Source organism: Streptomyces ochraceiscleroticus (assembly GCF_000720485.1).
Lineage (GTDB): Bacteria > Actinomycetota > Actinomycetes > Streptomycetales > Streptomycetaceae > Streptomyces > Streptomyces ochraceiscleroticus.
Genome location: NZ_JOAX01000003.1, coordinates 118582 through 131208, shown reverse-complemented (window position 1 = coordinate 131208; position 12627 = coordinate 118582). Strand labels below are relative to the sequence as shown.

Genomic DNA, 12627 nt, shown 5'->3' with positions numbered 1-12627 from the left:
TGGCTCCTTCTGCGGGGCCGCGGCGGTGTGGGCCACGGCCGGGGGGACCGGGCGGCGGGGTGGCCGTCCGGGCAGAACAAGTGCGTGTGGGGGGAGCGGTACGGAGGTGACCGGCGCGGGCAGTGGTGCTGTGGGGACCCGCTCCGACTGCCGCGCAGCTTCCCACCGGCCACGCCCGCTTGTCAGGATCCGTTCACCAACATGGCCGGAAACCGTCCGTAGAGCGGCGGTTGGTGTTCGTATAACGGTCAACCATGACGGCGGGCGGGGCAGAGGGCGGGTCAGCCGGCCTCGACGCGTACCTCGTCCCGGATGCGGCCCGCCTTGTCGGCGAATGCCTGCAGGTCGACGGAGGCCGGATCGGCCTCGGGGTCGGCGCCGTCCACCTCCATCACGCTCACCTCGTGGCTCCCGTCGGCCCAGCCGCAGAAGGGCACGGTCATCACCGTGCCGGCCTGGTCCTTGGTCATGACGCCGCAGGTCACCGGAGTGTCATCGCCCTCGGGGGTGAACTCCCGGTCCGGCACGGGCTGGGCGGCGCCCTCGCCCTCGTTCATGCCCTTGATGCTGTTGTCGAGCGCCTGATCCGGGTCGTCGATGGTGCCGTACAGCCCGGTGTACGTCAGGGACTTGGTGCCACGGGTGTACTGGCCGCCCACCGCCTTCATGCCGTGCATGCCGTTGCCGTCGTGCGGAATCTGCCGGTCGATCGTGTCGCTGATGTCCTGGGCGAGCCTGTACGTCCCGTTGTCGAGCGTCTTGGGAACCGTCAGCGTGTAACGGGGCCCGGAAGGGACGGTACTGGAGTGGGAAGCCCCCGCCCCCGGCAGGAATTCGCGCACGACGCCTCCGACGAGGAAGCAGCCGACCACCACGCCGATCACGATGCCGACGACCTTGCCCGCGTTGCTCTTCCTCGGCGGCGGCCCCATGGGCGGCATTCCCCAGGGAGCGCCGGGCTGCTGGCCGTACGGCGGCTGACCCGGGTAGGGCGCCTGCCCCTGGTACGGAGCCTGACCCGGGTGCGGAGCCTGCGGCGGGCCGTACTGCGGTGTGCCGAAGCCGGGCTGCTGGGGCTGCTGCGGATACGGCGGATAGGAGGCCCCGGGAGGCGGCGGCGTGCTCATGATCAACATGATTTCACGCGCGCGGGACGGCCCTCACTGCACCAGGCTGTCCTGCCATGCCTCGTGGAGGGAGGCGAACTCGCCCTTGCTGCCGATCAGTTCGGACGGTGTGCCGTCCTCGATGATGCGGCCGTGGGACATCACCAGGACGCGGTCGGCGATCTCCACCGTGGAGAGGCGGTGGGCGATGACGACGGCGGTGCGGTCGCGGAGGACGGTGTGCATGGCGCGCTGGACGGCGCGTTCGCCGGGGATGTCGAGGGAGGAGGTCGCCTCGTCCAGGATGAGGACGGCGGGGTCGGCCAGGAGGGCGCGGGCGAAGGCGACGAGCTGGCGCTGGCCGGCGGAGATGCGGCCGCCGCGCTTGCGGACGTCGGTGTCGTAGCCCTCGGGGAGCGCGGCGATGAAGTCATGGGCGCCGATGGCCCGCGCGGCCCGCTCGATCTCGGCGCGGGGGGCCTCGGGGCGGCCGATGGCGATGTTCTCCGCGACCGTGCCGGAGAAGAGGAACGCCTCCTGGGTGACCATGACGATCCCGCGCCGCAGGTCGGTCGTGGACAGGTCGCGCAGGTCGACGCCGTCCAGCAGCACCCGGCCACCCGTGGGGTCGTAGAAGCGGGCGAGCAGCTTGGCGAGGGTGGACTTGCCCGCGCCCGTGCTGCCGACCACCGCGACGGTCTTCCCCGCGGCGAGGGTGAGGTCGAAGCGGGGCAGCACCTCGCCACCGGTGCGGTACGCGAAGTGGACGCCCGAGAAGGTCACTTCGCGGCCCGGGCGGTCGGCGGCGCGGTCGGGCAGCGGCACGGGCGCGGCCGGTTCCGGGACGGCGGGCCGCTGGGCGAGGAGGCCCGCGACCTTCTCCAGGGAGGCGGCCGCCGACTGGTAGGCGTTCAGGAACATGCCGAGGCGGTCGATCGGGTCGTAGAGGCGGCGCAGGTACAGGACGGCGGCGGCCAGTACGCCGAGGGCGAGGGAGCCGGTGGCGACGCGGGAGGCGCCCCACAGCACGATGGCGGCGACGGCGATGTTGGCGGCCGTGCGGGAGAGGAGGACGTACCGGGCCATTTCCAGGGTGGCGCTGCCGTTGACCCGCTCGTGGACGCGGTTGAGGCGGCCGAACGCCGCGTCGTTGGGCCGCTCGCGGCGGAACGCCTGCACCGGTCGGATGCCGTTGAGCGTCTCGGCGAACTTCACGATGACCGCGGCGATCGCCGTCGAGCGGCGGGCGTAGACCCTCTTGGAGCGGCGCCGGTAGGAGCGGATGAAGAGCAGCAGCGGCCCCGCGGAGAGCACGGCCGCCGTGCCCAGGCCCCAGTCCAGGTACAGCAGCATCGCCGTGACGTAGACGATGGACAGCACGACCCCGACCAGCTCCTGCAGGCCGTCGTTGAGCAGCTCGCGCAGCGATTCCACGTCGGTGGTCGAGCGGGAGATCAGCCGTCCCGAGGTGTAGCGCTCGTGGAAGTCCAGGCTGAGCGCCTGGGCGTGCCGGAAGATCCGGCCGCGCAGGTCGCGCAGTACGTCCTGGCTGACCCGTGCGCAGGACCGCGTGAAGCCGTACTGCAGGGCGCCCGCGGCCAGCGCGCACGCCAGGTATCCGGCGCCCACGGCGAGCAGCGGGCCGTGGTCGTGCGCCCGCAGCGCGGGGACGGCGTGGTCGATGGCGTACGCGACCAGCAGCGGCCCGGCCTGCACGGCGGCCTGCTGGAGGAGGAGCAGGACGACGGTGAGCCGGCCGCGGGCCGTGTACGGGCGCAGCAGTGAGCGGAGCAGGGCGAGCGAGGCGCCCTTGGGAGTGGGCAGGACGTCCTGGTCGAAGGGGTCGCCGGGGGCGGGTGGGCCGGGCGGCGTGGCAGCGTCGGCGTCGCTGTCCTCGGGCGGCCGCCCGGCGGCGGTCGTGGTCGTGGTCATCGCTCCGTCTCCTCTGCGGTGCGGGCCGGGTCGGCGGGGCCCGCGGCGCCGGCCGGCGCCGAATCGGCCGGGCCCGTGCCGGACATCAGGTGGGCGTACTCCGCGCTCTCGCGCAGCAGTTGCTGATGCGTGCCGACGGCGGTGACGCGGCCGCCGGAGAGCAGTGCGACCCGGTCGGCGAGCAGGACCGTGGAGGGGCGGTGCGCGACGATCAGCGCGGTCGTGGTCGCCAGTACCTCGCGCAGCGCGGCCTCCACCCGCGCCTCGGTGTGCACGTCCAGCGCGGAGAGCGGGTCGTCCAGGACGAGGAAGCGCGGCGACCCGACCACCGCGCGGGCCAGCGCGAGCCGCTGCCGCTGCCCGCCGGACAGGCTCAGGCCCTGCTCGCCGACCTGGGTGTGCTCGGCCTGAGGCAGCGCGGCGACGAACTCGTGCGCCTGGGCGATCCGCAGCGCCCGCCGCACGCCGTCCCCGTCCGCCTCCTCGCCGCCCATCAGGACGTTCTCCGCCGCGGTCGCCGAGAAGAGCGTCGGCTCCTCGAAGGCCACCGCGACCAGCGACCGCAGCTCGTCCCGCGGCAGGGTCATGATGTCGCGCCCGTCCAGGGTGATCCGGCCGCCGGTGACGTCGTACAGCCGCGGTACCAGCGCGGTGAGCGTGGTCTTGCCGCTGCCCGTCGCGCCCACCAGGGCCATCGTCTCGCCGGGCCGGACGTGCAGGTCGACGCCGCGCAGCGTGGGCGGTGCGCCGGCGGGCGCGTCGGGGTAGCGGAACTCCACGCCGGTGAGGGCCAGGCCGTCGGGGGCCGGGGCGCCGTCGGCGGCCGCGGCGGCGAGTGCGGACGCGTCGGCCGCGTCCGCCGGCGGGACGTCCATGACCTCGAAGTACCGGTCGGCCGCGGTCGCCGATTCGTTGCTGATCGCCAGCAGGAAGCCGATGGACTCCACCGGCCAGCGCAGCGCCAGCGCGGTGGACAGGAACGCCACGAGCGTGCCCGCCGACAGGTCACCGTCGGCGACCTGGACCGTGCCGAGGATCAGCGCGGCCCCGATGGCGGTCTCCGGCAGGATCGTGATGACGCCCCAGATCGCGGCGAGCAGCCGTGCCTTGTGCAGCTCGGTGGCGCGCAGCTCGTGGGTGAGGGCGGTGTAGGCGTGGGCCTGGGCGCGGTGCCGGCCGAAGCCCTTGATGATGCGGATGCCCAGTACCGACTCCTCGACCAGCGTGGTCAGGTCGCCGACCTGGTCCTGCGAACGGCGCGCCGCGACGGAGTACTTCGCCTCGAACACCGAGCACAGCACCACCAGCGGCACGATCGGCGCGAGCAGGACCAGCCCGAGCGTCCAGCGCTGGGTGAGCAGGATGGCGCAGCCGGCGAGGATCGTGACGCCGTTGACGAACAGGAACGTCAGCGGGAACGCCAGGAACATCCGCAGGAGCTGCAGGTCGGTCGTGCCGCGGGAGAGGAGCTGCCCGGTGGGCCAGCGGTCGTGGAAGGCCACCGGGAGCCGCTGGAGGTGGCGGTAGAGCGCGGCGCGCATGGCCGCCTCGACGCTCGCGAGCGGGCGCGCGACCAGCCACCGGCGCAGCCCGAAGAGCCCGGCCTCGGCCAGCCCGAGGAGCAGCAGGAGCCCGCCGCCCAGCCAGATGCCGCCCGCGTCCCGCGCCGCGACCGGCCCGTCCACCAGCCACTTCAGTACGAGCGGGATGAGCAGGCCCGTGCCGGACGCCAGGACGGCGACGCCCGCCGCACCGGCCAGCCGGGCCCGCACGGGGCGGACGTACGGCCACAGGCGCAGCAGCGAGCGCACGGGGGAGCGGGGAGTGGGGACGGCGGACTCGGGGCGGTGCGCGTCATCGCTCATCAGGAGCGAGCGTAGAAGTCACCACTGACATTCCTCATGCGGTTTTTTCCCGCCGCACGGACCCGGGACGCGCGAACACGGGAAGCACGGCCTCGGGCCGGGCGGCCCCGGACCGAGCGGTCACCGCCCGGCCCGCAGCAGCCACACCGCCCGCCCCGGCATCTCCACCTCGGCGCCCGCCTCGTACGCCGTGCCCGGCGCCGCCTCCTGGTCCTCCCGCGCGGTGTCGACGAGGAGTTCATACGTACGGGCCCATGGCGCGCCCGGAAGGGTGAAGCGACCGGGCGCCTCCCCGGCGTGCAGCACGACGAGGAAGCTGTCGTCGGTGACCGGCAGCCCGCGCTCGTCGCGCTGCGGGATGTCCGTACCGGACAGGAACATGCTCAGGCCCGCGGCGTGCGCGTACCAGTCCGCGTCCGTCATCTCCGTGCCCGCGGGCGTGAACCACGCCAGGTCCCGCAGTCCGTTCGGCCCCTGCGGCCGCCCCGAGAAGAAGGCGCGGCGGCGCAGCACCGGGTGCGCCCGGCGCAGCGTGATCAGCCGGGTGACCAGCTCGGTCAGCGGCCGCCACTCCGGATCGTCCGCCAGCGACCAGTCCAGCCAGCCCAGCTCGTTGTCCTGGCAGTAGCCGTTGTTGTTGCCCTGCTGGGTGCGGCCCAGCTCGTCGCCCGCGACCAGCATCGGCACGCCGGTGGAGAGCAGCAGCGTGGTGAGGAGGTTGCGGAGCTGGCGGCGGCGGAGCGCCTTGATGTCCGGGTCGTCGGTCCCGCCCTCGGCGCCGCAGTTCCACGAGCGGTTGTCGTCCGTCCCGTCGCGGTTGCCCTCGCCGTTGGCCTCGTTGTGCTTGTGCTCGTAGGAGACCAGGTCGCGCAGGGTGAAGCCGTCGTGCGCGGTGATGAAGTTGACCGACGCCTGCGGGCGGCGGCCGCCCCAGGCGTACAGGTCGCTGGAGCCGGACAGCCGGTACCCCAGGTCGCGGACGTCCGGGTACGCGCCGCGCCAGAAGTCCCGCACGGCGTCGCGGTACCGGTCGTTCCACTCCGTCCACAGCGGCGGGAAGGCCCCGACCTGGTACCCGCCCATCCCCACGTCCCACGGCTCGGCGATCAGCTTCACCCGGCGCAGCACCGGGTCCTGCGCGATCACCGCGAGGAACGGCGAGAGCATGTCCACGTCGTGCATGGACCGGGCGAGCGCCGCGGCCAGGTCGAAGCGGAAGCCGTCCACGCCCATCTCGGTGACCCAGTAGCGCAGTGAGTCGGTGATCAGGCGCAGCACGTTGGGCTGGACGACGTGCAGGGTGTTGCCGCAGCCGGTGTAGTCGGCGTACCGGCGCGGGTCCTGCTGGAGGCGGTAGTAGCCCCGATTGTCTATGCCGCGCAGGGACAGCATCGGGCCCATCTCGTTCGCCTCGGCCGTGTGGTTGTAGACCACGTCGAGGATGACCTCGATGCCCGCGTCGTGCAGCGCGCGCACCATCCGGCGGAACTCGCCCACCTGCTGGCCGCGCGTCCCTGAAGCGGCGTACGCGGCGTGCGGCGCGAAGTAGCCGATGGAGTTGTAGCCCCAGTAGTTGCGCAGGCCGCGCCGGAGCAGATGGTCCTCGTGCGCGAACTGGTGCACGGGCAGCAGCTCGACGGCGGTGACGCCGAGCCGGGCCAGATGCCCGATCGCGGCCGGGTGCGCGAGCCCGGCGTACGTGCCGCGCAGCTGCTCCGGGATGTCCGGATGCCGCTTCGTGAAGCCGCGTACGTGCAGCTCGTACAGGACCGAGTCGGCCCACGGCGTCTTCGGGCGGCGGTCGTCCGCCCACTCGTCACCGGGTGCGTCGTCGTGCACCACCACGCCTTTGGGGACGTGCGGCGCGGAGTCCCGGTTGTCGCGCACCGTGTCCGCTATGTGCTGCTCGGGCCAGTCGCGGACATGGCCGTACACCTCCGAAGGCAGCCGGAAGTCCCCGTCGATCGCCCGCGCGTACGGATCGAGCAGCAGCTTCGCCGGATTCCACCGCGCCCCGGTCCAGGGGTCCCAGCGGCCGTGCACGCGGTAGCCGTACCGCGTCCCCGGCAGCACGCCGGGGACGAAGCCGTGCCAGATCTCGTGCGTCAGCTCGGTGAGCGCGTACCGCGTCTCGGCGCCCGCCTCGTCGAAGACGCACACCTCCACCGCCTCGGCGCCCGCCGACCACAGCGCGAAGTTCGTCCCCGCGACGCCGTCCGGACCGCTGCGGAAGCGCGCCCCGAGGGGCTGCGGGCTTCCGGGCCGCACCGTGACCGTGCCCGGGGCCGTTCTCGCCCGGCCGTCGTCCGGCAGTGCCTCCTGCTCCAGCGCGCTCGACACGTGGCAGCCTCCCGCCGCTCGGCGACTCGATCGGGCGGTGCCCGCGCGGCGTCCCGGCCGCGCGCGTGGACGTGCCCTCCCGGCGATCCATCCCTGCCCCCTTCCTTCCCCGAACTGGGCAGGACCTCACGTTTCCCCACGAAGCGAACGCTCGTTGAGATCACCGTGAGCTACCGAACCCTCAGAAACCGAGCGGCCGGGCGGCCCTGGACGGCCGCCGTACCGCTGCTCACCGGCGCCGTCCTGCTCTCCGCCTGCCAGGGGCCGGGCGGGTGGACCTCCGACGCGCCGCGGCCCACGCGCGAGGCCGTACGGGTGGTACCGGACGACGGCGCGCGCGGCGTGCGCGCGGGCCACCGCATCGAGGTACGGGTACCGGACGGGCGCCTGGAGCGGGTCGAGGTCACCCGGGCGGGGGACACCGGCAGCGCACCGGTGCCCGGCCGGCTCACCCGCGACGGGCTCGGCTGGCGCTCGGCCGGCCCCCCGCTCGCGCTCGCCTCCCGCTACACCGTCGAGGCCGTGGCGCTGGACGGGCACGGGCGGCGCACCGCCCGGCACACCTCCTTCACCACCTACGTGCCCCGGCACCGTCTCGTCGGCTTCTTCCGGCCCGAGCACCGCTCCACCGTCGGCACCGGAATGATCGTCTCCTTCGACTTCAACCGCCCGGTGCGCGACCGCGCCGCCGTCGAGCGGGCCGTCTCCGTCACCGCGCGCCCCGCCGTGCGCGTCGCGCCCCACTGGTTCGGCGCGCGCCGGATGGACTTCCGGCCCCGGGAGCGCTGGCGGCCGGGCACGGAGGTCACGATGGCGCTGCGGCTGCGGGACGTGCGTGCGGCACCCGGGGTGTACGGGATCCAGCACAAGACCGTCCGTTTCCGGATCGGCCGGGATCAGACCAGCGTGGTTGACGCCGCCGCGCACACCATGACCGTACGGCGCGCGGGAACGCCGCCGGTGACCCTGCCGGTCACCGCGGGCGACCAGGACAACCCGACGTACAACGGCCGGATGGTGATCCTGGAACGGCATCCGATGACCCGGATGGACGGCGGAACGGTCGGCTTCGGTGGCGAGTACGACATCCCCGATGTGCCGCACGCGCTGCGCCTGACCACGTCGGGGACGTTCCTGCACGGGAACTACTGGGCGTCGCGGGGGACGTTCGGCGGCGCCAACACCAGCCACGGGTGCGTCGGGCTCCGCGACGAGCAGGGCGGCAGCCCGGACACGCCGGCGGGCTGGTTCTACGGCAACTCGCTGATCGGCGACATCGTCGAGGTGATCCGCTCGCGGGACGTGACGGTGGCGCCGGACAACGGGCTGGGTGGCTGGAACATGCCGTGGGACGAATGGCTGCGGGGCTCCGCGCTCCGCTGATCCGGGGGTGGCGCGGGCACCGGCCGCACCGTTATCCGGCCGACTTGACCGCCCGCGCGGCCCTCTCCCGCACGTCCCGTACCACCGTTATCAGTTGGGACGAAACGGTGACATGTCCGGGGAGTCCGCCCTCGTCCCCGGTGTGGTTATCTGGCGGCAGGCGCGCGCGTGGCCCGTGCCGCGCGCCGCGGATGCGGGCCGTGCGAGGGGAAAAGAGGCCAAGTCTTGGACGTGCAGCCGATATGGGGGGCGCCGCGAGGGCGGTTTCGGCGGCGGCAGGGGGGAAAGGTCCTGCTCGCTCCGGTGCTCGGGGCGCTGATGGTGCTGGTGGCCGCGTGCGGCGGCAGCGGGGACAAGGGGGGCAAGGACGGCAAGGACGCCGCGTCGCAGGCCGCGGTGAAGATCTCGGTGAAGGACGGCGCCGAGGACGTCGCCACGAGCGGCGCCCTGAAGGTGACGGTGGACAAGGGCACGCTGAAGTCCGTGACGGTCAAGGACGCCAAGGGCAACACCGTCGACGGGCGGCTCTCCAAGGGCGGCAGCGTCTGGCAGCCGGTCGGGCACCTCGGCGCGTCGACGGAGTACACGGTCGACGCGGTGGCGAAGGACTCCGAGGGCCGTGAGGCCGCCGAGCACGCCGACTTCACCACTTTGGTGCCCAAGAACACCTTCATCGGGCGCCACGTCCCGGAGAACGGGCAGACGGTCGGCGTCGGGATGCCGGTCGACGTGCGCTTCACGCGCGGCATCACGGCCCCGAAGGCCGTGGAGAACGCGATCAAGGTGACCGCCGAGCCGTCGGTGCCCATCGAGGGCCGCTGGTTCGGCAACGACCGCCTGGAGTACCGCCCGGAGAAGTACTGGAAGCCGGGCACGAAGGTCACCGTCACCATGAACCTCAATGGGGTCGAGGGCCGCCCCGGGGTGTACGGGACGCAGAACAAGAAGGTCACCTTCACCGTCGGCCGGAGCCAGATCAGCACGGTGGACGCGGCGTCGCACCAGATGACCGTGGTCCGCGACGGCAAGAAGATCAAGACGCTGCCGATCACCTCGGGCGCCCCGGGCACCGAGACGTACAACGGCAAGATGGTCATCAGCGAGAAGCACCCGGTGACGCGGATGAACGGCGACACCGTGGGCTTCGGCGGCGAGTACGACATCAAGGACGTGCCGCACGCGATGCGGCTCAGCGACTCCGGCACGTTCATCCACGGCAACTACTGGTCCGGGCAGTGGACCTTCGGCCGGCGCAACGCCAGCCACGGCTGCGTGGGCCTCTTCGACTACCGCGGCGGCTCCGCCTCCACGCCCGCCGGGTGGTTCTACGGGAACTCCATGATCGGCGACCTGGTCGTCGTCAAGAACTCCCACGACCGCACCATCCAGCCGGAGAACGGCTTGAACGTGTGGAACATGCCGTGGGAGGAGTGGAAGCGCCGCAGTAAGTAAGAGCCGGTACGGGGCCGCGGCAAGGGCTGTGGCGGGGCCGTGACGGGGCGTCCGGTGCACTGTGACCAAGTGCACCGGCGCCGTTCCCGTGAACGGCTATTAACCTGCCCTCATGACTGTGAACTTCGAGGTGGCCGACGGCGTCGGCACCGTCCGCCTGGACCGTCCGCCCATGAACGCGCTGGACACCGCCACCCAGGACCGGCTGCGCGAGCTGGCCGAGGAGGCCACCCGCCGCGACGACGTCCGCGCGGTGGTGATCTGGGGCGGCGAGAAGGTGTTCGCGGCCGGCGCGGACATCAAGGAGATGCAGGTGATGGACCACGCGGCGATGGTCGCCCGGTCCAAGGCGCTGCAGGACTCCTTCACCGCCGTCGCCCGCATCCCCAAGCCCGTGGTGGCCGCGGTCACCGGATACGCGCTCGGCGGCGGCTGCGAGCTCGCGCTCTGCGCCGACTTCCGCATCGCCGCGGAGAACGCCAAGCTCGGCCAGCCCGAGATCCTGCTCGGCCTGATCCCGGGCGCGGGCGGCACCCAGCGCCTCGCCCGCCTCATCGGCCCGTCCAAGGCCAAGGACCTGATCTTCACCGGCCGCCAGGTGAAGGCCGACGAGGCGCTCGCCCTCGGGCTGGTGGACCGGGTGGTTCCCGCCGAAGAGGTGTACGCGCAGGCGCACGCCTGGGCGGCCCGGCTCGCCGTGGGCCCGGCGATGGCACTGCGCGCCGCGAAGGAGTCGGTGGACGCCGGTCTGGAGACCGACATCGACACCGGACTGACGATCGAACGGAACTGGTTCGCAGGCTTGTTCGCCACCGAGGACCGTGCGACGGGCATGCGCAGCTTCGTCGAGGAGGGCCCCGGCAAGGCCAAGTTCCGCTGACAAGAGCGGTGTTGGTGGTACGGAGGGGATCGGGCGTCCATAGCCCGTGCTCCTTGCGGGCGAATGACGCCCGGCTCAGGGGAAGCTTGAGCGATCCTCGCGAAACGGCCCTGTCGATCATCTGCGGGCGGGTTGCGTCGCAGGTCAGGAGGGCTGCGCGGGGGTGTTGACTGCCCATGGCATATGTCGGCAGGGGGCGGGGGAACCGTGGATTCCGGGCGACCGATTCCAGCGGTTCCGCCCCCGTACCGTGCCCATTGCGTCCATGATGGTGGCATGGCGGGCCTCGAAGGTACGGAGCAGCCGCGGCCGGGGACCGGCACGGCTGCCGCGCGATGGGTGCTGCCCGCCCAGGACGCGGAGGGGGAGAGGGCCAGGGTGACGGCTGCCGCTCGGGACGACGGAGCGTCCCGGACGCTCGATCTCATCGGCGATCCCGCCCATGAAGAGGTACGGCTGCCCTCGCGCCCCGAATCGGCCGCCACGGCCCGGAGATTGACGCAGTCCGTCCTGCTGAAACAGTGGTCGCTGACGCCCGGGCTCGCCGAGCATGCCGTGCTGCTCGTCTCGGAGCTGGTCGGCAACGCCGTCCGGCACACCGGCGCCCGCACGTTCGGCCTGCGGATGCTGCGCCGCCGCGGCTGGATCCGCATCGAGGTGCGCGATCCGTCCCGCGGCCTGCCCTGTCTGATGCCGGTCCACGAGCTGGACATCAGCGGTCGCGGGCTCTTCCTCGTGGACAAGCTCTCCGACCGCTGGGGCGTTGACCTGCTGCCGCGCGGCAAGACGACGTGGTTCGAGATGCGGGTGACGGACCGCGCGTAAAACGTGACTGGGGCCCTTCCGCGGTGTCGCGGAACGGGCCCCAGTAGTCGCGCGCCGAGAGCGGAAGGGGTGTGCCCGCGGCGCGTTGACGACCTGGCCCGGGTCAATGGGGGGTCGTTGCCCCGACTATCGCAGGCGGGGTGGGCGGCTGCCAAAAGGGCATAACGGTCAGCTGGGGAGGTATAGGGAGTAAGTCACGGCTGATCGAAGGTGAGTTGTGCCACCGACCTTGCAATTGCCTTTCCCGGCCAGGAATCGCTGAGTAATTACCGGAATTCGCCAAGGGGGATACGGGTGCCGGGCCGGGGCCTCGGCGGTCCGTAGGATGGGCGCCGAGCCGCTCGCCCGTGGGCGGCACCGGACACCGGGGAGGGAGCGGACGCATGGGAGCGACGGGACGTGCGCACCGCTCGGCGGCCTGGACGCTGCTCCTCCTCCTGACGGTGGTCTTCGCACCGCTGCTGTGCGGTACATCCGGCGGACCGGCCGCGACGCGGGCCGCCGCCGCATCCGTGACGATGCCGGCCACCGCGTCCGTAGCGGCGCCGGGCTCCGCACCATCCGAGGCGGCGCCCGTCTCCGACGTCGCGCCCGCCCCCGTCGCCGCCTCCGCGCCCAAGAAGTGCGCGCCGCACGACGCGCCCGGGCAGGGTGAGACCGTGCCCGCGCCCGCGACGCACCGCGGTGAACCGCTCGCGGCGCCCGCGGTCACCCCGGTCCCGTACCTCTCCCACGACCCCGCGAGCTGCGCGCTCGCCCGGCCGCCCACCGGCCCGGCCCCCGCCACCGACCCCTGCGCCCTCCTGCCCGTACTGCGGATATAGCCCCGCCGCGCGCCCCGGTC

9 protein-coding genes are annotated in these 12627 nt (G+C 72.9%); 5 read left to right on the top strand and 4 right to left on the bottom strand.

Annotation, left to right across the window (positions count from 1 at the left end; translation table 11 throughout):
- Nucleotides 1–281 precede the first annotated feature (281 nt).
- From IG84_RS0104830 to glgX, 4 genes are all read right to left on the bottom strand, one after another.
- Nucleotides 282–1127 carry a hypothetical protein gene (locus IG84_RS0104830; RefSeq protein WP_031051695.1) on the bottom strand — a complete coding sequence of 282 codons (846 nt, stop codon included), beginning with the start codon at nucleotides 1125–1127 and terminating at the stop codon, nucleotides 282–284.
- Between the two features lie 33 nt (nucleotides 1128–1160).
- Nucleotides 1161–3038, bottom strand: coding sequence for an ABC transporter ATP-binding protein (locus tag IG84_RS0104825; RefSeq protein ID WP_031051693.1), 1878 nt, complete (start codon nucleotides 3036–3038; stop codon nucleotides 1161–1163).
- Complete coding sequence (locus IG84_RS0104820) at nucleotides 3035–4903, bottom strand: ABC transporter ATP-binding protein (protein WP_078648608.1); 1869 nt, start codon at nucleotides 4901–4903, stop codon at nucleotides 3035–3037. Before IG84_RS0104820 ends, IG84_RS0104825 begins: the two co-directional genes overlap by 4 nt.
- Before the next feature lie 120 nt (nucleotides 4904–5023).
- Nucleotides 5024–7243: a glycogen debranching protein GlgX gene (gene glgX, locus IG84_RS0104815; RefSeq protein ID WP_031051689.1), complete on the bottom strand. Its 2220-nt coding sequence runs from the start codon at nucleotides 7241–7243 to the stop codon at nucleotides 5024–5026.
- Between the two features lie 165 nt (nucleotides 7244–7408).
- Between glgX and IG84_RS0104810 the strand changes: the two genes are divergently transcribed.
- From IG84_RS0104810 to IG84_RS0104790, 5 genes are all read left to right on the top strand, one after another.
- Nucleotides 7409–8626 carry a L,D-transpeptidase gene (locus IG84_RS0104810; RefSeq protein ID WP_382467305.1) on the top strand — a complete coding sequence of 406 codons (1218 nt, stop codon included), beginning with the start codon at nucleotides 7409–7411 and terminating at the stop codon, nucleotides 8624–8626.
- Nucleotides 8627–8851: 225 nt separating this feature from the next.
- Entirely contained in the window at nucleotides 8852–10078 is a 1227-nt protein-coding gene (locus IG84_RS0104805) for a L,D-transpeptidase (protein ID WP_078648607.1), read from the top strand.
- 112 nt (nucleotides 10079–10190) lie between these two features.
- The gene (locus IG84_RS0104800) at nucleotides 10191–10958 is read left to right on the top strand and encodes an enoyl-CoA hydratase/isomerase family protein (protein ID WP_030258286.1); all 768 of its coding nucleotides are present in this window, start codon (nucleotides 10191–10193) and stop codon (nucleotides 10956–10958) included.
- 276 nt (nucleotides 10959–11234) lie between these two features.
- Nucleotides 11235–11783 carry an ATP-binding protein gene (locus tag IG84_RS0104795; protein ID WP_031051680.1) on the top strand — a complete coding sequence of 183 codons (549 nt, stop codon included), beginning with the start codon at nucleotides 11235–11237 and terminating at the stop codon, nucleotides 11781–11783.
- Nucleotides 11784–12166: 383 nt separating this feature from the next.
- Entirely contained in the window at nucleotides 12167–12607 is a 441-nt protein-coding gene (locus IG84_RS0104790; protein ID WP_031051679.1) for a hypothetical protein, read from the top strand.
- Nucleotides 12608–12627 lie beyond the last annotated feature (20 nt).

Excerpts from the sequence above, each read along its gene's own strand:
- IG84_RS0104795 (WP_031051680.1), top strand. The coding sequence starts at position 11,235 with ATGGCGGGCCTCGAAGGTACGGAGCAGCCGCGGCCGGGGACCGGCACG.
- IG84_RS0104825 (WP_031051693.1), bottom strand. The coding sequence starts at position 3,038 with ATGACCACGACCACGACCGCCGCCGGGCGGCCGCCCGAGGACAGCGAC.
- IG84_RS0104820 (WP_078648608.1), bottom strand. The coding sequence starts at position 4,903 with ATGAGCGATGACGCGCACCGCCCCGAGTCCGCCGTCCCCACTCCCCGC.
- IG84_RS0104800 (WP_030258286.1), top strand. The coding sequence starts at position 10,191 with ATGACTGTGAACTTCGAGGTGGCCGACGGCGTCGGCACCGTCCGCCTG.
- IG84_RS0104790 (WP_031051679.1), top strand. The coding sequence starts at position 12,167 with ATGGGAGCGACGGGACGTGCGCACCGCTCGGCGGCCTGGACGCTGCTC.
- IG84_RS0104830 (WP_031051695.1), bottom strand. The coding sequence starts at position 1,127 with ATGAGCACGCCGCCGCCTCCCGGGGCCTCCTATCCGCCGTATCCGCAG.